Annotated in this window: 19 protein-coding genes and 1 pseudogene; 16 read left to right on the top strand and 4 right to left on the bottom strand. The window is 69.2% G+C overall.

Annotation, left to right across the window (positions count from 1 at the left end; translation table 11 throughout):
* Window positions 1–26: 26 nt before the first annotated feature.
* Both ligD and AB0C30_RS08500 read right to left on the bottom strand, forming a co-directional pair.
* The gene (gene ligD / locus AB0C30_RS08505; protein WP_357941020.1) at window positions 27–1,034 is read right to left on the bottom strand and encodes a non-homologous end-joining DNA ligase; all 1,008 of its coding nucleotides are present in this window, start codon (window positions 1,032–1,034) and stop codon (window positions 27–29) included.
* The gene (locus AB0C30_RS08500) at window positions 1,015–1,323 is read right to left on the bottom strand and encodes a hypothetical protein (protein WP_357941018.1); all 309 of its coding nucleotides are present in this window, start codon (window positions 1,321–1,323) and stop codon (window positions 1,015–1,017) included. The genes ligD and AB0C30_RS08500 overlap by 20 nt, the downstream gene beginning before the upstream one ends.
* A 303-nt stretch (window positions 1,324–1,626) precedes the next feature.
* Between AB0C30_RS08500 and folP the strand changes: the two genes are divergently transcribed.
* Window positions 1,627–2,490 (top strand): dihydropteroate synthase, encoded by an 864-nt coding sequence (folP, locus tag AB0C30_RS08495; protein WP_357941016.1) that lies wholly within the window; start codon window positions 1,627–1,629, stop codon window positions 2,488–2,490.
* Window positions 2,491–3,157: 667 nt separating this feature from the next.
* Window positions 3,158–3,559, top strand: a complete 402-nt coding sequence (gene msrB / locus AB0C30_RS08490; RefSeq protein ID WP_225289313.1) for a peptide-methionine (R)-S-oxide reductase MsrB — start codon at window positions 3,158–3,160, stop codon at window positions 3,557–3,559.
* Between the two features lie 193 nt (window positions 3,560–3,752).
* Here msrB and AB0C30_RS08485 read toward each other — a convergent pair whose 3' ends face one another.
* Entirely contained in the window at window positions 3,753–4,577 is an 825-nt protein-coding gene (locus AB0C30_RS08485; RefSeq protein ID WP_357941014.1) for a patatin-like phospholipase family protein, read from the bottom strand.
* 603 nt (window positions 4,578–5,180) lie between these two features.
* On the opposite strand from AB0C30_RS08485, the gene AB0C30_RS08480 reads away from it, so the two are divergent.
* From AB0C30_RS08480 to AB0C30_RS08415, 14 genes and pseudogenes are all read left to right on the top strand, one after another.
* On the top strand, window positions 5,181–6,344 hold the full coding sequence (locus tag AB0C30_RS08480) for an MFS transporter (RefSeq protein WP_357941012.1): 1,164 nt from the start codon (window positions 5,181–5,183) through the stop codon (window positions 6,342–6,344).
* A 55-nt stretch (window positions 6,345–6,399) separates the two neighbouring features.
* Complete coding sequence (locus AB0C30_RS08475) at window positions 6,400–7,431, top strand: LacI family DNA-binding transcriptional regulator (protein ID WP_357941010.1); 1,032 nt, start codon at window positions 6,400–6,402, stop codon at window positions 7,429–7,431.
* Window positions 7,432–7,666: 235 nt separating this feature from the next.
* Window positions 7,667–9,202, top strand: a complete 1,536-nt coding sequence (locus AB0C30_RS08470; protein ID WP_357941008.1) for an ABC transporter substrate-binding protein — start codon at window positions 7,667–7,669, stop codon at window positions 9,200–9,202.
* A 16-nt stretch (window positions 9,203–9,218) separates the two neighbouring features.
* Entirely contained in the window at window positions 9,219–10,160 is a 942-nt protein-coding gene (locus AB0C30_RS08465) for an ABC transporter permease (RefSeq protein ID WP_357941006.1), read from the top strand.
* Window positions 10,157–11,893 (top strand): dipeptide/oligopeptide/nickel ABC transporter permease/ATP-binding protein, encoded by a 1,737-nt coding sequence (locus tag AB0C30_RS08460; protein WP_357941004.1) that lies wholly within the window; start codon window positions 10,157–10,159, stop codon window positions 11,891–11,893. Before AB0C30_RS08465 ends, AB0C30_RS08460 begins: the two co-directional genes overlap by 4 nt.
* Window positions 11,890–12,714 (top strand): ATP-binding cassette domain-containing protein, encoded by an 825-nt coding sequence (locus AB0C30_RS08455; protein ID WP_357941002.1) that lies wholly within the window; start codon window positions 11,890–11,892, stop codon window positions 12,712–12,714. Before AB0C30_RS08460 ends, AB0C30_RS08455 begins: the two co-directional genes overlap by 4 nt.
* 27 nt (window positions 12,715–12,741) lie before the next feature.
* Window positions 12,742–15,558: a family 78 glycoside hydrolase catalytic domain gene (locus AB0C30_RS08450; protein WP_357941000.1), complete on the top strand. Its 2,817-nt coding sequence runs from the start codon at window positions 12,742–12,744 to the stop codon at window positions 15,556–15,558.
* Entirely contained in the window at window positions 15,555–15,692 is a 138-nt protein-coding gene (locus AB0C30_RS08445; protein ID WP_357940998.1) for a hypothetical protein, read from the top strand. Before AB0C30_RS08450 ends, AB0C30_RS08445 begins: the two co-directional genes overlap by 4 nt.
* Window positions 15,689–17,131 (top strand): family 43 glycosylhydrolase, encoded by a 1,443-nt coding sequence (locus tag AB0C30_RS08440; RefSeq protein ID WP_357940996.1) that lies wholly within the window; start codon window positions 15,689–15,691, stop codon window positions 17,129–17,131. The genes AB0C30_RS08445 and AB0C30_RS08440 overlap by 4 nt, the downstream gene beginning before the upstream one ends.
* A 32-nt stretch (window positions 17,132–17,163) precedes the next feature.
* Window positions 17,164–19,152 (top strand): PKD domain-containing protein, encoded by a 1,989-nt coding sequence (locus AB0C30_RS08435; protein WP_357940994.1) that lies wholly within the window; start codon window positions 17,164–17,166, stop codon window positions 19,150–19,152.
* 26 nt (window positions 19,153–19,178) lie between these two features.
* A complete protein-coding gene (locus AB0C30_RS08430; RefSeq protein WP_357940992.1) occupies window positions 19,179–19,379 on the top strand; it encodes a hypothetical protein in 201 nt (66 codons plus the stop codon).
* A 190-nt stretch (window positions 19,380–19,569) separates the two neighbouring features.
* A complete protein-coding gene (locus AB0C30_RS08425) occupies window positions 19,570–19,683 on the top strand; it encodes a DUF5605 domain-containing protein (protein WP_357940990.1) in 114 nt (37 codons plus the stop codon).
* A 39-nt stretch (window positions 19,684–19,722) separates the two neighbouring features.
* Window positions 19,723–22,167, top strand: coding sequence for a glycoside hydrolase family 2 TIM barrel-domain containing protein (locus tag AB0C30_RS08420; RefSeq protein ID WP_357940988.1), 2,445 nt, complete (start codon window positions 19,723–19,725; stop codon window positions 22,165–22,167).
* 108 nt (window positions 22,168–22,275) lie between these two features.
* Window positions 22,276–22,449: pseudogene (locus tag AB0C30_RS08415) on the top strand (transposase); the annotation flags it as partial.
* A 15-nt stretch (window positions 22,450–22,464) separates the two neighbouring features.
* Here the strand turns inward: AB0C30_RS08415 and AB0C30_RS08410 are convergent.
* Window positions 22,465–23,262 (bottom strand): hypothetical protein, encoded by a 798-nt coding sequence (locus AB0C30_RS08410; RefSeq protein ID WP_357940986.1) that lies wholly within the window; start codon window positions 23,260–23,262, stop codon window positions 22,465–22,467.
* Window positions 23,263–23,740 lie beyond the last annotated feature (478 nt).

The raw sequence follows: 23,740 nt of genomic DNA, 5'->3' as shown, positions 1-23,740 counted from the left end.
GAATGCCCCGTGCTCGCGCCGGCAGATCAGTCTTGCTCGCTGTCCCTGGCCTTGCTCGGCTGTACGCGCTTGGGCTCGCCGGGCATCTTCGGGTAGTTCGGGGGATAGGGCATGTCGCCGCGTTCGTCGCTTTCGTAGCGGTCGAGCAGGGCTTCAATCGAGTACGCCTGGTCGTCGATGGCGGCGTGGACGTCGCCCAGCTTGGCGAAGCGGGCCGGGACCGTGCGGATGTCGAAGTCGCGCGGGTCGGCGTCCGCCAGCTCGTCCCAGGTGAGCGGGGTGGAGACGGTGGCGTCCGGCCTGGCCCTGACGGAGTAGGCGCTGGCTATGGTGCGGTCGCGGGCGTTCTGGTTGAAGTCGATGAAGACCCGTTCGCCGCGTTCCTCCTTCCACCAGGCGGTCGTGACCAGGCTGGGATCCCGAGCCTCGATGGCTCTGGCCAGGGCGATGCCCGCGTACCGTACCTGAACGAAGTCCCAGCGCGGCTCGATCCGCACGGCGATGTGCACGCCGCGGTTGCCCGAGGTCTTCACGAACCCGGTCATCCCCAGCTCGTCCAGCACCTCGCGGGTCAGGAACGCGGCCTTCCGCGCGGCGTCGAACTCCAGGCCGGGCTGCGGGTCGAGGTCGATGCGCAGCTCGTCGGGGTGCTCGGTGTCGGCGGCGCGCACCTGCCAGGGGTGGAAGTCGATGGTGCCGAGGTTGGCGCAGTAGGCGATGGCGGCCACTTCGGTGACGCGCAGGGAGTCGGCCTTGCGCCCGCTGGGGAACGTGACGGTCACGGTCTCGAGCCAGTCGGGATGCTTGGGCGGCATCCGCTTCTGGTAGATCGCCGGGCTGTGCACGCCGTCGGGGTGACGTTTCAGGTTGGTCGGCCGATCCTTGAGTGAGCGCAAGGCGCCGTCGCCGACGCTCACGTAGTACTCGACCAGCTCGCGCTTGGTCGCCCCGATCTCCGGGAAATACACCTTGTCGGGATTTGTGACCTTAACGGTCCGCTCCCCCACCTCAATCTCAACAAACGGTGACGCCATGCCCCCAACCTAACGCGCCTCCGGTGGAGATCGCCTGCGCGCCGTACCTCATTCTCTTGACGATCTTGTACGGCAGGCACGGTGAGCCCCACCCACCCACACCGGGCCGAGACCTGTTCAGGGAAACGCTCCTCCGGTCGAGCCGATCACGATCTTCAGCGGCGGCCAGCCGCGCGGGATCGTTGACCGTGCGCGGGTCGTCGAACAACTCCCGGTTCCACACCTTCAGCTCGTCGATGTCACCGGCGAAGTTCTCGATGAAGGTGTTGTGCCACTGGACACGGCCCACCTGCAGCGCGCCGGTCGCGTCCCACGAGGCGTAGGGGAAGGCAGCGGTCTAAAACTGACGATCATCGTTGACACCTGGGTCTCCGACGCACTACGGAGATCCACATGTTGAAGTTATGGTGGTGGAGATCCACGGACGGCACCCGGCTGCGCTGGAGTATGACCGCGAGTGACTTAGGGACTGAGGCGAGCAATGAAGAAAGGGCTGGCAGCAGGCGACGTGGTTTTGATCGAACCGGGATCCATCGGCCTCTTCATGGCGCTGCGCTGATCATTCTTTCAGACGGAGTTGAACGTAATGCAGATGTACCACCCCAAGCTGATCGCGCCGATACGGAGAGTGGGACGGCGAGAATTCGATCTAGCACGACACATAGTCGTGATGGGCATTGTGAATCGCACCCCCAACTCGGGCCTGGATCCGAATCGGTCGATGGAGCTTGGCGAGACGATTGCGACGGCGGAGCGGGCGCTACGGGATGGCGCGGAATGGCTTGATGTAGGGGGCCGGGCTTTCCGCTCTGATCAGCCACCGTTGTCGGGGGCGGAAGAGATAGACCGAGTGGTGCCGGTAATCAAGGGCATTCGGGAGAAGAGCGACGCCGTGATCAGCGTGGACACTCACCTGCCGGAGGTCGCGGAGGCGGCCTACAAAGCGGGGGCCGATGTGATCAATGACACGAACGGGCTCCGTTCGCCGGGGATGGCGAGCCTTATCGCCGAGACAGGGATGAGCGTTGTCATTACCCACAGCATCGGCGGGCCGGGGGAGGTGGTAGCGAGCCCCCAATATGGAGATGTCGTCAGCGAGGTGACAGAATTCCTTCGTCAACGGGCGGACGCCGCGGTTGGACATGGCATCAAACCGGAGAAGATCTTCATCGATCCGGGGCACGACCTGAACAAGAACACCGAGCACTCGAACACGATAACCCGCCGCCTGGGAGAGATCGCGGCGATCGGATATCCCGTACTCGTGGCGTGCAGCAACAAGCATTTCATTCGGGAAAGCCTCGGGGTGGAACGAGACAGCGAAGCACTGAAGGCAGGAACGATCGCGGCGAACACGATGTGCGTTCATCAGGGCGCGCGGGTCGTGCGAGTCCATGATGTCGCCGGGAATGTCACCGCGATGAGAGCGGCGGAATCACTGCTCGGTTTGGCGTAAATCTGTGCGATGGGAGCCAAGCCGTCCGCCCAATGCGTAGCGCCCGAAGGGCGAGCGTCCGGCGAGTTGGGCCGGCGACTTGGCGGACGCTTGCTGAGGTGCGCGGCCGGTGCGTGGGCTCGGCGAGTCCAGCGGGCCAACGGCACGCAGTGCGGCGCCCAGCCCGTGGGGTCTCCCAAAAGCCTTGAAAGCGAGATGACGCGGCGGCGCTCAGCTCGGGAAACTTGCTCCAGGGCGCGCTACCACGATGCCGTTCGCGCCGGTCACCTTCGACCACATCTCGGTTACGCCGTACGTGTGCCAGGGACCCCCGCCCTTTACGGCGACTGGGGCTGACCGTGGGTGCCGTAAAGAGACCAATGATGTTGATGGTGGTATGAGGTGGTCCGGCCCGGAGCGGGCGCGGTGGCGGGACCGGCGCTCGACGGGACGGACCAAAAGATCACTCGCCACCGTTCCGGGCGCTGGCGCGCCACCCGGCCGGTCTTCGGATCGCCGGCGGCGCCAGCACGGGCGTGGGCTGTGCCGCGCAGGCGATCCGGCGAGTGATCTCACCTCTGGGCAGGAGGTGATGACACCCCCTTGTCGTCAAAGACGCAAATTGGCCCCAGAAGGGATGCTTCACCCAATGGAGATCTCTTTTTGCCGGATCTCGTACGCTGGAAGCATGGAAAAGGTGGTCAAGAGCGATGCCGAGTGGCGGATCCAGCTCTCTCCCGACGAGTTCCACGTCCTCAGGGAGGCGGGCACCGAGCGTCCGTTTACCGGCGAGTACGTCGATACCAAGACCGAGGGGGTCTACTCCTGCCGGGCGTGCGGGGCCGAGTTGTTCCGGTCGGACACGAAGTTCGAGTCGCACTGCGGGTGGCCGAGCTTCTTCCAGCCGTCGGATTCGGACGCGGTGCGGCTGATCGAGGACGCCAGCCACGGCATGGTGCGTACCGAGGTGCGCTGCGCGCGGTGCGACTCTCATCTGGGGCACGTCTTCCACGGCGAGGGGTACGCCACGCCCACGGACGACCGTTATTGCATCAACTCCGTGTCCTTGCGGCTCGAACCCAGCGCGTGAACGACCGGCGACACCGCGTATCGAGCGCGTGGAGCGGGTAAGTACTCCGCTGTGAATCTTGTTCATCTTCGTCACCGCTGGCACACGATCGAGGCCATCGGCCGCGTCGTGACCCAGCGGTGCGAAGTGTGCTTCAAGACCCGCACGCGCGTGCGCTAGCTCTCCCTGCGACCAGGGACGAGCACGAGTTCGGTCATGTCCACAGCGCCGCCACGTGGGCGACGAGGGCGGTGCCCTGGGCGTAGCCGGCCTCGGCGCTGGCGCCCCGCACGGCGGGGTCGAGAGGGTCGGCGCCGACCGCCGCCTGTGACGCCTCGTCGGGCTCGATCACCTCGACCTTCCCGCCCGTCACCGCGGGCTCGGGGCCGAGTTCGGGCATCGGGGCGAGGATGAGGATCCGGTCGTACCCGGAGGCGAGGTCGGCGTTGCTCATCGAGCGCATGCCGCCGTCGATGTAACGCACGCCGTCGATCGTCACCGGCGGCCAGACGACCGGGATCGCGCAGCTCGCCGCGACCGCGTCGACCAGCGCCACGCCCGAGCCGGGCCCGAACAGGGCGGGCTCGCCCGTGACCGCGTCCACGGCCACGATGACGAGGTCGCGTTCCGGCCAGGTGTGGACGGGCAGGCGCGCCTCGATCACCCGGCGGCGTTCGGGCTCGCCGACGGTGTCGGCGGCCAGGGCCAGCGCGCCGAACCTGCGCCGCTGCTCGGCCGGATCCTCCGTACTCTCGTAGACCTCCTGCATGGTCGCCCACAGATGGTCCATGGGGACGCCGCTCGGGAGTTCGGGGGCCTGGAGGGCGGGGTTGGTCTGGCGTTCGAGGAGGTCGGGCAGCGACAGGCCGCTGGTGACCTGCGCGGCGACGACGGACCCCGCCGAGGTGCCGATGACCTTGTCGGCGGAGGCGGCCACGTCCACTCCCCCGGCGGCCAGGCCGACCAGCACACCGGTGGTCCACGCGATCCCGGCGACCCCGCCGCCGCCCATCACCAGTGCCCGTTTGATCTCGCTCATATGAAGGCCCCTCGCTCGCTATCGAAGACGATGTAATCCCCAACCGGCCGCGAGCCGATCGTCTTCCTGGTGGGGACAGCGGGGTTACCACGATGGTTTCCCGAATGGTTCGTCACGCGACCGTCTCAATCCCTGCGGCGGTCTGTGGTGGCTGGGGTCCCAAAGGAGGCCTGCCCCTCCTGGGGAGCGAAAGACGACGGTCCGTCGTAGCAAAGGTTCCCAGGGGAAAGACGCCCCTCCGAGAGAGCGGAAGCAGACGGCCCGTCGCGGCAGGGCTCCCATGGAGGGACCCTCGATGCCCCGCTCGTCGGAGTGGAAGCCGAGGAAGCGCGCGTGTGCAACGTTCTACTCCGCACCTCGGGAAGCTGCTCGAAAGACTGGAAGGCCGCACCAGGCCCGTGCACTACGTCATCGTGCCGCGCCTCGTGCCGCGCGGCACCAGCGCGCCCCCGTCTGCCAGGCCTTGATCCAAGGATTTGACACGTCTTGGTGGACGATTCTACGCTCCGGCGTAGAACGTTACACATCGGTACCAGACCGGTCCTGGGCGGGCCCCGGATGATTCGGCATCGGGCCGCGCCATCCACTTGAGGAAGACCAGGAATGTCCGCCTTCCGGGACCTGTTTCGCGTGCCGTCGTTCGCATGGCTGTTCGGCACCTCCATCATCGGCCGTTTCCCTCAGGGCATGGTCGGGCTCGCGCTGATGATGCTCATCACCCAGACGTCGAGCTATGCGGTCTTCAGCGCGGTCTCGGCGGCCACGACAGCCGGGGCGTTCATCGGGGGTCCCGCGCTGAGCCGGCTGGCCGACGCCAGAGGGCATCGCCGGGTGCTGCAGATCAGCGCGGTTCTCCACGCCGGCGGGACGTGCGCCCTTGCGCTGGTGCCGCACAACCCGCCGTTGCTCATCGCGGTCGCCTTCCTGGTCGGAGTGTCGGCACCGCCCTTGACCGCCTCGCTCCGAGCCGTGCTGCCCGTCCTGGTCGGCCCGGACAGGCGACGGAGCGCCTACGCGATGGAGGCGACGGCGCAGGAGATCACGTTCGTCCTCGGCCCTCCCGTCGCGGCGCTCGCCTCCTCCCTGGGAGGCCCCCGCCTGGCCATCTTCGTGGCAGCGGCGTTCGTCCTCGCCGGAACCGTCGGCTATGCCCGGGATCGCAACGTCGAGCTGTCCCGGCCGCCCGCCGACAGGCCGCGAGAGGAACGGGCCGGGTTGGGCGCGGTCCTGCGAATACCGGGTCTGGCCAGGCTGCTGGGCGGCACCGCGCTGCTGACCTGCGCGCTGGCCGCACAGGTCCTGGGGGTCGCCGCGCTGGTCAGCGGGGCGAGCGTCTCAGCCGACGCGGGCCTCGTCATGGCCGTCGGCAGTCTCGGATCGCTGGTGGGTGGACTGCTCTACGGGTCGGTTCGCCGCCGCGCGATCCACCTGCGACACCTGCTGCTGCTCGTGTCGACGGGCCTCTTCGTCCTGGCCTTGGCGCCTGACACGGGCGTGCTCAGCGTGGTGCTGTTTCTCTGGGGCGGCACCGTCGCGCCGACCATGTCCAGACTGTTCGAACGGCTGTCGGAGCTCGTTCCCGCCGGATCCGCCACGGAGGCGTTCGGCTGGATGGGCAGCGCACTGGCGATCGGAAACGCCGTGGGGACCTTGTTCGCGGGGCTGCTGGTCGACGGTTTCGGTTCGCATGCCGCCCTGCCGGCCGCCGCCGTCATCGCACTCCTGGGCGCGCTCGTCGTGCCTCCTGGCGGAGAACGGCCGGCGTGACGGCAACGTCCAACCCTGCCGGAGAGAACGTTCTACGCTCGGGTAGGCTCCCTCCGTGACCCAACCCGAGACCCGGCGTGTGACCATCCAGGATGTCGCGAAAGCGGCCGGGGTCTCCATGTCCGCCGTCTCGAAGGTACTCCGCCAGGCCTACGGGGTCAGTCCACAGATGCGGCAGAAGGTCACCGAGGCCATCGAGAGGCTCGGCTACCGCCCGCACGCGGGGGCGCGGGCGATGCGGGGGCGCTCTTTCACGATCGGCGTGCTGATCGCGGACCTGGGCTCCCCTTTTCAGCTGGAGATCTCCGCGGGGATCGGGGCGGAGTTGGAGCCCAGCCCCTATCAGGAGATCCTCATCGGAGCGAGCCCATCCGAGGCACGACAGCGCGGCAGCGTGGAGGCGCTCATCGACCGGCAGGTCGATGGCCTCATCCTGGTCGCCCCTTGGGTGGAGACCTCCTGGCTGGAGGCCTTAGGCGCGAAGATCCCCACGGTCGTCATCGCCCGGCACGGCGGCGGGGACAACTTCGACACCATCGTGGACGACGACTACGAGGGCGCGCGGCTGATGGTCGACCATCTCGTGGGGCTCGGTCACCGCCGGATCGTCCATACCGGTCACTCCGCTCTCGGCCTGACGCCGCCGCACGTGCTGGCGCACACCGCACGACGCGAAGGCTATGTCGCCGCGATGAGGAGACACGGGCTCGTCCCGGACGTGATCGAGACCTCCTATTCCGAGGAGGGCGGCCATGAGGCGGCGCTGCTGGCGCTGGCCGGGCCGGAACCGCCCACGGCGGTGTTCGCCGGCGCGGACATCGCAGCGCTCGGCGTCCTGCGTGCCGCCGAGGAGCGAGGTCTGACCGTGCCGGACCGACTTTCGGTGACCGGATATGACAACACCTTCATCTCCACGATCGGTCGTGTCGCTCTGACGACCATCGATCAGTCGGGGCGCCATACCGGTTCGATCAGCGCCCGTCTTCTGCTGGAGCGCATCGGCGGCCGCCCTAGGCCGGTGCACTACATCATCGCGCCGAGGCTCATCCCCCGCGCCACCAGTGGTCCCGCTCCCGCCGAGCACTGATCGTCCACGCTCGTCTGGCAAGAGGATTTGCGGCAACGTTCTACAAGAAGTCGCCTCTGTCTTTTCTTGATAGTTACTAGCAGGTTTCATCCGCACTCTTGACGGGCTACGAGGCGGCTCCCTACAGTCCTCGGCGTAGAACGTTGCACATGCCGAAGTACTCAAGTCCTCTTGATCGCCTCCTGCTCCCGCAGACCGAGTGCCCACTTCGGCGGCAGCCTGAAGGAGTCCCCCTATGCGACCTAACAAGCCAGCACTCATCGCCTCGGCATCGGCACTCGCCGTCCTGCTGGCCGGGTGCACCGGACAGTCGGCGACAGGCACCGGCCCTGCCGGCGGTGGCACCACCAAGACGGCCAAGGACACGCTCACGCTGGGCATGTCGGCCGACATCCAGGGCTGGGACCCGTCGAACCAGCCGGGTTACCAGGGCTGGGCGGGGGAGGCCGTCTGGGACACCCTCGTCAAGTGTGACGCCTTCGGCAAGCCCGAGGCCGACATCGCCGACAAGTGGTCGATCAGCGAGGACAACAAGTCGTTCACGGCGCATATCCGGGAGGGCATGAAGTTCTCCGACGGGACGCCGGTCGACTCCGCCGCCGTCGAGGCCACGTACAAGTACATAAGCACTCACGGCGGAGCCCAGGCCGACTATGAGGGCATCAAGTTCGACACCCCCGATCCGCAGAACATCACGATCACCTGGCCGGAGCCGCAGCCGCTGATCGTCACCCGGATCTGCAACCCGAAGGTCACGACCAAGGCGATCCTGGACTCCGGGAAGGTGAACGACACCCCGGTCGGCTCGGGCCCCTACGTCCTCGACACGGCCGGCACCACGCGCGGCTCGGTGTACGCGTTCACCAAGAACGACCAGCACTGGAACGCGGCCAATTACCCGTACAAGAAGCTCGTCATCAAGGTCATCGAGAGCGAGACCGCCACCGTCAGCGCGCTCAAGACCAAGCAGATCGACGGGGCGCTGATCACCCCGCAGAGCTACAACGAGATCACGGCATCGGGCCTGAAGGTGCAGACGATGCAGGGTCAGACGACCCGCCTGCTGCTCACCGACCATCTGGGCAAGAAGATCCCGGCTCTCGGCGACGTGCGGGTGCGCCGGGCGATCAACATGGTGTTCGACCGCGAGGCCATGGTGAAGAACCTCTACCAAGGCCATGGCAAGCCGTCGTACCAGATCTTCCGCCCGGGCAGCGACGCCTACATCGAGGGCTTGCAGGACCCCTACCCGTTCGACGTCGCCAAGGCCAAAGCGCTCATGGCCGAGGCCGGCTACGAGAAGGGCTTCGCGCTGGAGCTGCCGACGATGGCGGGCCAGAACCACGAGAAGCTGATGCCGTACGTGACACAGCAGCTCGCCCAGCTCAACATCACCGTCAAGCAGGTTCCGCTGTCCGGTGCGAACGCGATCGGCGACCTGCTCAGCGGCACCTACCCGGTGGTGCTCTGGCAGCTCGGCAACTTCGGCCAGTCGTTGCAGGACATCGACATCGTGGTCCGCTCGTCCGGCTACTGGAACCTCATGCACCAGCCCGACGCCACCGTGGACAAGCACTGGAAGCAGATCGTCACCGGCGACGAGGCCCAGAAGAAGGCCGCCCAGCAGGAGATCAACCGGTACATCATCGACCAGGCCTGGTTCGCTCCGATGGTCAATCCGGACGGCTTTTACGCGCACAGCCCCGACGTCACCGTCGACAAGGTCTCCGACGTCGAGGCGCTGACCCCGAAGCTGCGCGACTTCAAGTAGCCGGGAGAACTCACAGATGGCACTCACGCTGCTCAAGAACCTCGTACGCTCGCTCGCCGTACTGCTGGTGGTCACCTTCGCCACCTTCTCTCTCATGTTCGGCAACGGACCGGGTATCGCGCGGGCGGTGCTCGGGATGAACGCCAGACCCGAGGACGTCCAGCGTGAGGTCATCGCCCTGGGACTCGACCAGCCGCTCCTCGTTCAGTACGGGAACTGGCTGAAGGGGGCACTCTCCGGTGACCTCGGCGCGTCGTTCTACACGGGGCAGACCGTGACGAACGCTCTCTCGTCCAGGGTGCCGGTGACGCTCGCCATCGTGGTCATCACCCTCGTCCTGACGGCCGCGCTCAGCGTGCTCCTCGGTGTCACCGCGGCCGTCAAGGGCGGATGGGTGGACCGGGTGCTGCAGTTCCTGTCGGTGCTGGGCACCGCCGTGCCGGCGTTCATCGTGGCCATCGTCCTGGTCTTCGCCTTCGCCATCGCCGGGCGGGTGCTGCCGGCCACCGGATATGTCTCGCCCGAGATCAGCGTCTCCGGCTGGCTGGCGTCCGTGACGCTGCCGGTCGTCGCGCTGCTGATCGGGTCGATGGCCAGCGCCGCCGCGCAGTTCCGCACGGCGGTGCTGGACACGCTGAGCCGCGACTACGTCCGCACGCTGCGGGCACGCGGCATCAGCGAGCGGCACGTCATCTTCCGGCACGTGCTGCGCAACTCAGCCGCTCCCGGTCTGACGGTGCTCAGCCTGACGACCTTCAGCCTGCTGGGCGGCGCGGTCTTCATCGAGCAGGTGTTCGCCCTGCCGGGCATGGGCCAGCTCGCCAACCAATCGGCCCAGATCAACGACGTGCCCATGGTCATGGGCACCGTACTCGTCACCATCGTGATCGTCCTGGTCGTCAATTTTCTCGGCGATCTGGCTACGACGGTCCTGAACCCGAAGGCGAGGACCCGATGACCGAGAACCCCCGGCGCGGAGTGCTCGTCCGCCTTCTGCGCAACCCGCAGGGCGCCATCTGCCTGGTCTACCTGCTGCTCGTCGTCCTGGTCGCCGTCACGAGCCCGTGGCTGGCCCCGACGGGCCCGTCGGTCACCGAGCTCGACGCCACCAACGCCCCGCCGTTCACCGCCGGACATCTGCTCGGCGGCGACGGCGCGGGCCGCGACATCCTGTCCCGGCTGATGTGGGGCTCACGCCAGACCGTGCTCGCCTGCCTCATCATCCTGGCGGTGTCGGTGGTGACCGGTGTCCTCTCCGGCCTCGCGGCGGGCTTCTACCGAGGGCGCTTCGAGGCGGGCGCGAGTTTCGTGGCCGACGTGATCATGTCGCTGCCGGGGGTCGTCCTGCTGATCGCCCTCTACGCCCTCACCGGCCCGAACATCCCGGTCGCCATGGCCGCGTTCGGGCTGATCCTCGCGCCCACGTACTACCGCCTCGTCCGCAGCGTCGTGCTGGGGGTTCGCAACGAGCTGTACGTGGACGCGGCGCGCGTGGTCGGCTTGCCCGACCTGCGCATCGTCGGCCGGCACGTGCTGTGGGCGGTGCGCGCGCCGGTGATCATCCAGAGCTCGTTCGTGCTCGCGTCCGGCATCGGGATCGAGGCCGGGATCTCGTTCCTCGGGCTCGGCGACCCCGCCGCGGCGTCGTGGGGCATCGTGCTGCAGGAGTCGTTCAACGGCATCTACAACAATCCCACAGCCGTCGTGTGGCCCGCGCTCGTCATCAGCCTCACCATCCTGGCGCTGGTCCTGCTCGGCAACGCGCTCAGCGACGTCCTGCAGGCCTCGGCCCGCAGCAAGCCGCTGTCTCCGCGGGCCCGGCGCGCGGTGCTGAAGGCGGCGCGGCGCGAGGAGGTGGAGGAGGACTCCATCCTGGTGGGCAGCTCCGACGACGTCGTGCTGTCCATCCGCGCCCTGCGGGTCGCCTACCCGGTGGGCGGCGAGATCCGCGAGGTCGTCCACGGTGTCGATCTGGACGTGCGGCGCGGGGAGATCCACGGCCTGGTCGGCGAGTCGGGGTCGGGCAAGTCCCAGGTCGCCTTCTCCACGCTCGGCATCCTGCCGCGCGAGGCGCTCATCCTTGGCGGCAGCGTGCTGCTCGGCGGCGACGACCTGCTGGAGGACGGGGCGAAGATGCGCGCGGCCCGCGGGCGGCGCATCGCGTACGTCCCGCAGGAGCCCATGTCGAATCTGGACCCGTCATTCACCATCGGCAAGCAGCTCGCCTACGGCCTGCGGGGGGTGACCTCGCTGAGTGCGCAGCAAGCGCGGGAGCGGCTCGTGGAGCTGCTCACCCGCGTCGGCATCAACGATCCGGAGCGCGTCATGTGTCTGTACCCGCACGAGATCTCGGGCGGCATGGCGCAGCGAGTGCTCATCTGCGGTGCCGTCGCCGCCGACCCGGACGTCATCGTCGCCGACGAGCCCACCACCGCCCTCGACGTCACGGTTCAGGCGGAGGTCCTGGAGCTGCTGCGCGAGCTCAGCCGCGAGCGTGGCCTGGCCATGATCCTGGTGACGCACAACCTCGGGGTCGTGGCCGACCTGTGCGACGTCGTGAGCGTGATGAAGGAAGGCCGCATCGTCGAGCGGGCCGATGTCGAGACGCTCTTCGAGTCGCCGCGGGAGGCGTACACGAAGGAACTGCTGTCCTCCTCGCGCAGTGTCGAGCTGATGGAGATCCAACCATGACGCAACCCCTGCTGCAGGTCTGTGACTTGGTGGTCCGGTTCGGCGGGCGCGGCAAGAGCGCGAGCACCGTCATCGACGGTGTCTCCTTCGACCTGGCGTCCGGGGAGACGCTCAGCCTCGTGGGCGAGTCCGGGTCCGGCAAGACCACGATCGGCCGCGCTATTCTGGGCCTCGCCCCGGTCACCTCGGGGAGCATCGGCTTTCGCGGGCAGACCATCAGCGGCGTGTCCCGGGCGCGCCGCCGCGAGCTGGCCCGCGACCTTCAGGTGGTCTTCCAGGACCCCTACTCCTCGCTCAACCCGTCCATGACGGTCGGGGACATCCTGGTCGAGCCGCTCGCCGCCGCCGGCGTCGCGGGCGGTCGTGCCCGGGTCCGGGAGTTGCTGGACGCGGTCGGTCTGCCCACGGATGCCGCCGCCAGGTATCCACGAGAGTTCTCCGGCGGGCAACGACAGCGGGTGGCCATTGCCCGCGCGCTCGCCCTCGACCCGGCGGTGATCGTCTGCGACGAGCCGACGAGCGCGCTGGACGTCACCACCCAGGCTCGTGTCCTGAGGCTGTTCAAGGACATCCAGCAGGCGACCGGCGTGGCCTACCTGTTCATCAGCCACGACCTGGGCGTGGTCAACCAGATCAGCGACCGGATCGCGGTCCTGCACCGCGGGAAGATCGTGGAGATCGGTGACGCGCGCCAGGTGGCCACCGCACCGCGGCACGAGTACACGCGCCGGTTGCACATGGCCGCGCCGGTCGCCGACCCGGCCAAGCAGCGCGAACGGCGCGAGCTGCGCCAAGCCCTGCCGGCTGAGGGCCGGTCCTGACGCTTCACGTACATTATGGAGTTTTGCATGACTTTGTCCGCTGCACCCAGCGCGCCGCGCTTCGAGCACCGCACCGAGCCCGGGCCGGCGCTCGGGATGGGCACGCCGGTCCCTCGATTGTCCTGGACCGTCCCGCACGCCGGCGAGGGCTGGGAGCAGACGGCGTATGAGGTGGAGATCACCCGAGGAAGAACTCGCGAGCCCCATCTGGTCCGGAGCCGGGAGCAGGTACTGGTCCCGTGGCCGGCGCCGCCGCTCGCCTCCCGTGAGGCCGCCGAGGCCAGGGTGCGGGTGGCGCACGGGGAGGACTGGAGCCCTTGGAGCGAGGCGGCCACCGTCGAAGCGGGCCTGCTGCACCCGTCCGATTGGACGGCCCGCTTCATCAGCCCCGCCGAGATCGGCGCCATGGACGGCAGGGCTCCCCTCCTGTACGGCCTGGTGGACGTGCCGGGCCCGGTGCGCAGTGCCCGGCTGTACGCCACCGCCCACGGCATCTACTCGCCGTCGATCAACGGGCGCCGCGTGGACGACACGGTCCTCGCCCCGGGCTGGACGTCGTACCGGCACCGGCTGCGCTACCACGTCTACGACGTCACCGACCTGGTCCGGCCCGGCGAGAACATGCTGGAGGTGCTGCTCGGCAACGGCTGGTATCGCGGCCGGCTCGGCTACCTCAACGATCGCGCCGTCTACGGCGACCGGCTCGCCCTGCTCGCCCAGCTCGAGATCACCACCACCGACGGTGCCGTGCACGTCCTGGCGACGGATGACACCTGGCGCGCCCGCGAGAGCGAGGTCCTGGCCGACGACCTGTACGACGGGCAGTCCACCGACCTGCGCCTGCGCGGCGCGCCCGGCCCGGTGAGCGGCGTGGAGGTGATCGAGGCGGACCTGTCGGCGCTCGTCGCCCCCGACGGCCCGCCCATCCGGCCGACCGGTGTACTGCCGGCACAGCGGGTGTGGACCTCACCGTCCGGCATGACGCTCGTCGACTTCGGGCAGAACGCGGTCGGCTGGGTCCGGCTCCGCACGCGCGGCCTGCCGGAGGGCACCACGGTCGTGATCCGGCACGCCGAGGTGCTGGAGGACGACGAGCTGGGCACGCGCCCGCTGCGCACGGCCCGCGCCACCGACACGTGGGTGCTGTCCGGCCGCGACGAGGTGCTCGAACCGTCGCTGACGCTGCACGGCTTCCGCTACGCCGAGGTCACCGGCGTGCCGGACCTGCGCGCCGAAGACCTCGAACTGGTCGTCGTCGGCTCGGATCTGCGTCGCACCGGATGGTTCTCCTCCTCACACGAGGAACTCGACCAGTTGCACGAGAACGTGGTGTGGAGCACCCGCGGCAACTTCGTCGATCTGCCCACGGACTGCCCGCAACGCGACGAGCGCCTCGGCTGGACCGGCGACATCCAGGTGTTCGGCCCCACCGCGACCTTCCTCTACGACGCCACCGGCCTGCTGCGCTCGTGGCTGGCCGACCTCGCCGCCGAGCAGCGCCCGGACGGTTCGGTGCCGCACGTCGTCCCAGGTTTCAGGGACGACGCGGCGTCAGCGGTGCCGGCGGCCGCCTGGGGCGACGCCGCCACGATCCTGCCCTGGACGCTCTACCAGCGCACCGGCGACCTCGAACTCCTGGAACGTCAACTGCCGAGCATGCGCGCCTGGGTCGACAAGGTCACGGCACTGGCCGGCCCGGACCGGATCTGGCGGGGCGGCTTCCAGTTCGGCGACTGGCTCGACCCCACCGCGCCCCCAGAGGAGCCGGGCCGCGCCAAGGCTGACCCCGACGTGGTAGCGACCGCCCATTTCGCCCGCTCCTCATGGATCGTCGCCGAAACAGCACGGCTGCTCGGACGCGCGGACGAAGCGGACAAGTATCAGGCTCTCACCCAGGAGGTGCGCGACGCCTTCGCCCGGACGTTCGTGACACCGGCGGGGCGGGTGCTGTCCGATGCCCAGACCGTGTACGCGCTGGCCATCGAGTGGGACCTGCTGCCCACGCAGGCCCAGCGCGAGGAGGCCGGTCGCCGGCTGGCCGACCTCGTGCGGGCCGGCGGTTTCCGGATCGCCACAGGCTTCGTCGGCACTCCGCTGGTATGCGACGCGCTCACCAGCACCGGCCACCTCGACATCGCCTACCGGCTGCTCCTTCAGACGCGGTGCCCGTCCTGGCTGTACCCCGTCACCATGGGCGCGACCACGATCTGGGAGCGCTGGGACAGCATGCGGCCCGACGGTGGCATCAACCCGGGCGAGATGACCTCCTTCAACCACTACGCCCTGGGCGCCGTGGCCGACTGGCTGCACCGCACCGTCGCCGGTCTCGCGCCCGCGGCCCCGGGCTACCGGCGGCTGCTCATCCGGCCCCGGCCGACCGCGGCGCTCACCCGCGCCGCCGCCCGCCACGCCACCCCTTACGGGGAGGCGTCGGTGTCGTGGGAACGCTCCGGCGGCAGCATGCGCCTCACGGTCGCCGTCCCCGCCGGAGCATCCGCCGAGGTCCACGTCCCAGGGGCGGACGCTCCCGTGCAGGTCGGCCACGGCGAGCACCGCTGGACGGCCGCCGATCCCATCACGGACGAGGATCGCCGCTGGACCGGCGCGACGGTCAGGGACCTGCTCGACGACCCGCGGACCTGGGCCGCGGTGGCCCAAGCCGCCGTCACGGCGGGCATCACCCCCAGGGGCGACGCCCAGGCCGCCGAAAAGCTGGCCGCCTACCTCGACTCCCCCGCGACGCGGGTGGCCCACGCCCTGGCACCTGAAGATCACCTGCCGCGGGCGCGGGAGCTGCACCTCCGCATCGCGGACATTCTCGGCGACACGAAGGACCGACGATGACCTCTCAGGGACACCTCGACCCGACGCTGCCGGCCGACGACCGGTGGCTGGAAGGCTCCTTCGACGTCGGAGGCGAGGCGCGCACGCTGAAGAGCGCCGAGCGGTCGTTCCTGTCCGAGGTGACCCTCGGGTGAAGGGCTCCACCACGCCGATCGTCCCGGGCTTCTACCCCGACCCGACTGTGTGCCGCGTCGGCGACGACTACTACCTGGCGCATTCGAGCTTCGAGTACTTCCCCGGCGTGCCGATCTGGCACAGCCGCGACCTGCTGCGCTGGACGCAGCTCGGCCACGTCCTGACCCGCCGCAGCCAGTTCGCCCGCGGTGACGGGCGCTCGTCCGGCGGGATCTACGCGGGCACGCTGCGCCATCACGGCGGGCGCTTCTGGTACGTCACCACGAACGTCGGCGACCACGACGGCGGCCAGCTCATCCTCCAGGCCGACGACCCCGCCGGGCCGTGGAGCGACCCGGTGCGCGTCCCCCAGGCCATCGGCATCGACCCGGACCTGGCCTGGGACGACGCCGGGCAGTGCTACCTGACGTGGAAGGCGCTGAGCTTCACCGAGGGCGAGGGCGGCATCATGCAGGCCCGCCTCGACCTCGCCACCGGCCGGCTCCTCGAACCGGCCTACCCGGTGTGGCAGGGCAGCGGGCTGAGCGCCGCCGAAGGCCCGCACCTGTACGAGGTGGACGGCCTCTGGTACCTGCTCCTCGCAGAAGGCGGCACCGAGCGGGGGCACGCCGTCACGGTCGCCCGCGGCCCGCACCCCTCCGGCCCCTTCGAGGGCTGCCCGGCCAACCCGATCCTCAGCCACCGCAGCACGATCCACCCGACGCAGAACACCGGCCACGCCGATCTGGTGCGCGCGCCGGACGGCGGCTGGGCGGCCGTCTACCTGGGCGCCCGGCCGCGCGGCTCGACGCCCGGCTTCCACGTGCTGGGTCGAGAGACGTTCCTCGCGGGCGTGAACTGGGTGGGCGGCTGGCCGGTGTTCGACGAGGACCGCTACGACGTCCCTTCGGCGAACACCGCGTTCACCGACCGCTTCGACCGTCCTGCGCTCGACCCGCGCTGGGTGGTGCCGGGCGGCGAACCAGCCGTGACCGTCACCGCCGACGGCCTGCGCATCGCCGAGGGATTGTTGTGCGCCCGGGTCCGGGACCTGCGCTGGTCGGCCGAGGCGACGCTGGAGGGCTCGGGCCGATTCCTGCTGCGCCTGGATCACCGGCACCACTATGGGCTGGCCCGCTACGGTGATCGCGTCGAGGCCAGTGCCCGCGTGGGCGACCTCGACGTCGTGCTCGCGACAGCCTTCGTCCCGGACGGCCCCGTCGTGCTACGCATCGAGGCGGCGCCGCCGGCATCGCCCACCGTACCCCTCGGTGACGCGGGCCCGGACGAGATCGTGCTCTCCGTCGGCCGGCCGGACGGCGTGCGGGATCTCGCCCGGTTGGACGGGCGCTACCTGTCCACCGAGGTCGCCTCCGGGTTTACCGGACGCATGCTCGCTCTGGGCTCCACCACCGTCCCGGCGCACGTGCGCTCGGTGACCTACCGCCCGCAGGCGTAGGAGCCCGCCACCCCACCCCCCAAGGAGTTCGCATGACCCTGCGTTTCGTGGCCACCGGCCTCGTCCTCGCCTTGAGCCCGGTCCTCGTCCCCGCACAGCCCGCCATCGCAGCGGCGGACTGCGCCGCTTCCCAGCCAGGAGGGCCGATCCAAGTGACGCCGGACTGCGTGGACCCGCTCTACGTCAAGCCCATGATCGACGCCGAGCGGGACCTCACCACCCCCGTGGCACACCGCCGGCTGTCGGGGCACTTCGAGGGCACGGACGTGAAGTTCACGATCTACCTGCCGCCGGCCGCCCAGTGGCAGGGCCGCTTCTTCCAGTACACCTATCCCCTGTCGGACGAGAACGCCCTGGACCGCGTCATCTCCTTCGGCGCCGCCAGCGGCGGGTACACCGTCGCGACCAGCGGGACCCAGGGGTACCGACATGCCGCCGCCGCGGCGAAATTCGCCGAGACCGTGGCCGCCGCCTACTACCGCTCCGGCTCCCGGCGCATCTACGGCTACCTCTACGGCCCCTCCGGCGGTTCCTTCCAGACCGTCGGCGCGATCGAGAACACCACGGGCGTCTGGGACGGCGCAGTCCCGATCGTCGTGGGCGTCCCCATGTCCATCCCGGCCAACTTCTTCATCCGCGCGCAGGCCCGCATGGTGCTGCGGGATGTGGCCGACCGAATCGCGGACGCGGTCCACCCCGGCGGCTCCGGCGACCCGTACGCCGGGCTGACGGCGGTTCAGGCGGCGATGCTGCGCGAGGTGACGAGCCTCGGCGTCCCGCTGCGGGCGTGGGAGGACCCGGACTACGTGCTGGGGCTGTCCACCGCGGACGGACTGCTCGGCTTCGGTGCCGTGATCCGCCGGTTCGACCCGTCCTACGTCACCGACTTCTGGTCCAAGCCCGGCTATCTCGGCACCGAGCAGTCGCCGCTCGGCGACCTCGTCCGCGCCGAACTGATCGACGCCACACCGACCATCACCCACGTGCAAGCCGCCGCCGACGGGACACCCATCGCCGTCACGCTGTCCGGCCTGCCCACCCTGACCGGCACCCTCGGGCTGGACTTCACCGTCCCGGGAATCGGCGGCTTGATCGGCACCCTCGATCCCTCCACCGGCGTGCTGACTCTGGGCAGCGATAACTCCGCCGCGGTGCTCGCGGCGCTCAAGACCGGCGTGCGGATCCGCGTCGACAACCGCTGGTTCGTCGCGCTGCCGTCGTACTACCGCCACCAGGTTCCGCCCGCCGACCAGGGTTACACCATCTACGACGTGCTTCGTGGCCCTGACGGGCAGCCGCTCTACCCGCAGCGGCCCATGCTCATCGGCCCAATGATCGCGCGGAGCACCACCGGCGGCGGCACCTTCACCGGCAAGATCAACACCAAGGTCATCGTGGTGGACAACCTCGTCGACACCGACGCCTACCCGTGGCACGCGGACTGGTACGCCAAGCAGGTGCGCACGGCGCTCGGTGACCAGGCGTTCGACGGCGCCTTCCGGCTCTACTACAACGACAACGCCGACCACCTCGAAGGCCCGGTCACCGGCACCAAGACGAACCGGATCGTCTCCTACGACCCGATCGTCGAGCAGGCGCTGCGCGACGTGGCCGCATGGGCCGAGCGCGGTGTGACCCCACCTCGTTCCACCCGGTACGACATCACCGGCGGACAGGTCACCATCCCGGCGCGGGCGTCGGACAGGCGCGGCATTCAGCCCGTCGTCGACCTGACCGTCCGTCTGGCCGGTCGCAAGGCGACCTTCTTCGCAAAAGCACAGACTCCCCCGGACGCCGGGACGATCGTCTCGGCCGCGTGGGACTTCACCGGCTCCGGCACCTACACGCCCATCACCATCGGCAAGCCCGGCTCCACACTGACCCTCACCGGCAGCCACCGGTACACCAAGCCCGGCACGTACTACGTCTCGCTCAAGGTGGCCTCCTCCCGGCCGGGCCAGGCAGGCCCGTTCGCCCAGGTCGAGAACCTCGGCCGGGTCCGCGTGGTCGTGAAGCCCTGATTACGAGACGTAAGGAGAACGAACCCATGCTCACACCCCTCGTCACGCTCGGCCAGGTCCTCGACGCGCCGAGCGGCCGCGCCCTGCTGGAGCGGCATCTGCCGGAAGCCGTGCTCGACCAGCCGGGCCTGCGTGTGCTGCTCATCGGCGCGTTCCTACGGGTGGCGCCCGGCCTGCGCGACGACGAGGCGGCGAGAGAGCTTTCTGGAACGAGATCGACAAGGTGATGGCCCCGATCCTGCTCCACGAGCACGCGCCCGCCGTCACGCCCGCCGCCCCGGACCCGTCGGCCCCGCGCGCCACGGCGGCCTGGACCCTCGTGGGCGAGCCGTCCAGGTGGGAAGTGCTGGAAATCGCACTGCAGGGACCGGCGGCCGGCAACCCCTTCGTGGACGTCGAGCTGTCCGCGGAGTGGACGTGCTCGACACCTGGGAGTGCACCATCGACCGGCTGCCCGGCACGTACGAGACGTTCGTGCTGGTGCCCCTACCGTCCAAGCCGTATCAGGCCGTGCGGCTGGTGGCGGCCTGACCAGTTTCAGGTCGCCTGTCCCCATAGAAAGAGGTCACTGTGGCACGCATCTCGTTCAACGCCGACTGGACGGTGAAACCGAAGGTCAGCAGCTTCTCCGATCTCGTCGCCGCAGATGCCGCCGGCCAGGCTGTCGTGCTCCCCCACGACGCCATGCAGTCGCTCAAGCGTTCGGCCACGGACAGCGAAGGAGCTTCCACCGGTTACCACCCCGGTGGTGTGGTCGAGTACAACAAGACGCTGTTCGTGCCCGAGGAGTGGCGTCACAAGCGTGTCGCGATCGAGTTCGAGGCCGTCTACCGGGACGCCATGGTCTTCGTGAACGGCTCTTTCGCCGGGCAGCGCCGCAACGGTTACACCGGATTCCGGGTACCCCTGGACGCCTACCTGCACTACGGGCAGACGAACACCATCCGGGTCGAGGCACGGGCGCACCAGGACTCCCGCTGGTACTCGGGCCTGGGCATTCACCGCGACACGTATCTGCACGTGCTGGATCTCGTCCACCTGACCCCCGACGGCGTATTGGTCACCACGCCCGACGTGGACGACGAGCGAGCGGTGGTCGAGGTCGCTGCGACCATCCAGAACGAGGGCCTGACCACGCGCACCGTGGCCGTGCAGGTGGAGCTGCGCGACCAGCAAGGCGCACTCGTCGCGAACGAGGCCACGCCCGTCACCATCACCCCTGGCACGACCACGGTGTCGCGCAACCGGCTCTACGTGGCCGGCCACCGCCGCTGGAGCGTCGACGACCCCTACCTGTACCAGGCGACGATCAGGCTGCAGGACGGGGACGTCGAGTCCGACTCGGCCTCGCTGAACATCGGCATCCGCACTCTCCAACTGGATCCGATGCACGGCCTGCGGATCAACGGCCAGGCGGTGAAGCTGCGCGGGGCGTGCATCCATCACGACAACGGTCCGCTCGGAGCGGCGGCGATCGCGCGGGCGGAGGAGCGCCGCATCGAGATCCTCAAGGCCGCCGGGTTCAACGCCATCCGCAGCTCCCACAACCCGGCGAGCCCCGCCTTGCTGGAAGCGTGCGACCGGCTCGGGATGCTCGTCTTGGACGAGGCGTTCGACATGTGGTTGGAGGCCATGAAGCCCTTCGACTACTCCCTGGACTTTCCCGAGTGGTGGGAGCGTGACATCGAGGCCATGGTGGCCAAGAGCCGCAACCACCCGAGCGTCATCATGTACTCGATCGGCAACGAGGTCCCCGAGGCCGGTTCCGGGCACGGCGGCGCATGGGGACGCCGGCTGGCCGAGAAGGTCCGCAGCCTGGACGGCACCCGCTTCGTGACCAACGCGATCAGCAGCTTCTGGGCCGTCAGCGCCGAGATCCTCGACGACTTCAAGCAGGAGGTCTCGGCCCTGCATGCCCGCGGCGTCAACGACGTCATGACCGCGATGTCGGACATCTTCGACCGCATCACCACCTCCGACCTCGTCACCGAGCGCACAGCGGAGTCACACGCGGCCGTCGACGTGGCGGGCCTGAACTACGCCGAGCAGCGCTACGTCTCCGACAGGCAGCGGTTCCCCAACCGGGTCGTCCTGGGCACGGAGACCAATCCGCGCAACATCGCGCGGATCTGGCCACTGGTGGAGGAACTACCGCACGTGATCGGCGACTTCACCTGGACCGGGTGGGACTACCTGGGCGAGGTGGGGCTCGGACGCACCGACTACGCCGACGATCCGGCACGGAGTGGCGGCGGTGACCCGGATTACCCCTGGCTGCTCGCCTGGTGCGGAGACATCGACATCACCGGCCATCGCCGCCCGGCCTCCTATTACCGGGAGATCGTGTTCGGGCTGCGGCACGAGCCGTATATCGCCGTGTTCCGTCCTCAGCACCATGGCAGGCGACGCCTGGAGATGCAGTGGGCGTGGACCGACACGGTCGCCGGGTGGTCCTGGAACGTGGCACCGGGATCACCCGTCGAGGCCGAGGTGTACAGCGACGCCGACGAAGTCGAACTGCTCCTGAACGGCACAGCGGTGGGCCGGGCCCCGGCCGGCCGCCACCACGAGTACCGGGCGCGCTTCGACCTGCGGTACCACCCCGGCGAGCTCACGGCGGTCGCGTACAGCGCCGGCCGCGAACAGTCACGAGTGCGCCTTCGGACGGCTGCAGAGCCCCGCCTCAGCGTCGAGACCGATCGTCACCTGCTGCGCGCCGACCATCGTGATCTGGCCTACGTCACCATCGAGCTCCGTGACGCCGACGGCAACCTGGCACACGACGACGATCGCCAAGTGGCGGTCCAGGTGAGCGGTGCAGGAGTCCTTCAGGCGCTGGGCAGCGCGCGGCCCATGACCGAGGAAGGCTTCGACGCGACACGGCGTACCACGTTCGACGGCCGGGCCCTCGCCGTTATCCGCCCGACCGGCCCGGGCCCCATCCACGTGCGGGTCACCAGTGACGGACTTGCCCCGGTCACCGTGGAGCTCAAGGTCGCCGCCGACGAGGGATGACGTCGATCGGCAGGAGTTCAGCGAGGCTGAGCTGGAATTTCTCCCGGCTGGCGGAGGTGGTCAGGCCGTTGCCGGGGTGGCTTCACCACCAAGATCCATCTGTCCGCCGGCGGACGCCCCACCGGCTTCGACGCCGAACGATACAAGGGCAGGAACGTCGTCGAACGAGCGATCAACCGGCTGAAGAACCTCCGAGCCATCGCGACCCGCCACGACAAACGCGCCCACATCTTCCTCGGCACCGTCACCTTGGCCGCCCTGACCATCTCGCTCCGCCCCTGATTCGAGAAACAGCTCTTAGTCGGGTTCGGGGTAGGTGACGCGGCAGCTCTTGTCGGCGGGGCCGAGGATGTTGGCCAGGACCGGGTTGCCGTTCTCGCCGAACTTGGCCTGAACGAAGATGATCGGGTTCGTCTCGCCGCTCTCCCTCAAATACTGCAGGCCGCGTTCGCACAAGGTGATGGCTTGGCTGGAGTTGCCGGCCGACTCCGGGAGGTCGGTGTATAGGCGGAGATATCCGCCTATGCTGCGGATGTCCTTGAGGCGTTTGGAGGCCTTGTCGTCCGCGGGCCAGTGGGTGCGGAAGTATTCGGCCGCCTGCTGGTCGGTGTGCATCGAGGGGCCGTCCGCCTTGTAGTCGGATCCGTCATCCCCAGTCGACAGATCTCCGGTCAACGCATCGACGGTCGAGGGGTTCACGGTGCCGCTGTCCTGGGGCGCTTCGGCCTGGGGGTCGTCCCCTGTCACGGAGCCCGGCGTGGCGCCGGCCGGCGGGGCCTTCGAGGCCGGGGTGTCGTGCGTCGAACCGCCCGAGCGCTGGGCGCCTCCGCCCAGTGGGGTGGGGGTGACGCTCATCGGGATGCGGGTCGCGCCGCCCTCCGCGAGGGCCTGGCCATGCTTCCCCGCACCTCTGCGGGCGCCAGAGCTCGTACCCTCACGCAGGCTCGAGTCCGTGGCCGCGCGGGTGTCCACGCCTCCGCTCGCGTCCGATCGGGCCGTCAGCCCACCGGCGAGCGGACCGGCCAGCGGGCCGACGAGTGGACCGGCGTACGGGCCGTCCGTGCCCAGCAGCCACAAGGTCGCTCCTGCCAGCACCAACGCCCCCGCAGACAACCCCAAGGCCCACGGCCGCCGAGCCTTCGTACGACGCCGCCGCCCGACATGCCGTGACCTGCGCGGCGAACTCCCCGGCGACCCGTGACCGGGCACCTCCCGGGTTCCCTCACGACGCTCCGGGCGGCCGGGCGAAGACGCGTCAAACCACTCCTGACCCGGCGGAGACGTGTCCGACCGCCCCCGACCCACCGGAGACGTGTCGAACCAGTCCCGACCCGGCGGAAGCGCGTCGGACCGCCCCCGACCCGGCGCAGACGCCTCCGGCCGCCCCCATCCCAGCGGAGGCGCGTCCGACCGCTCCCGTCCTGGCCTGATCCGGAGATCATCACAATCCGCCGCGTGTCGCCCAGAGGTGTGCCCTTCCGACCGCCGCACCCGGCCCGCCCCCTTGGAACGTGGACACCCTCGCACCGCACAGGCAAGGGATTCCCCCGATTGTGGCAAGGAGCGGTAGATC

Source organism: Nonomuraea sp. NPDC048901, from assembly GCF_040649695.1.
GTDB lineage: Bacteria > Actinomycetota > Actinomycetes > Streptosporangiales > Streptosporangiaceae > Nonomuraea.
This window is presented reverse-complemented; position numbering and strand designations above follow the sequence as displayed.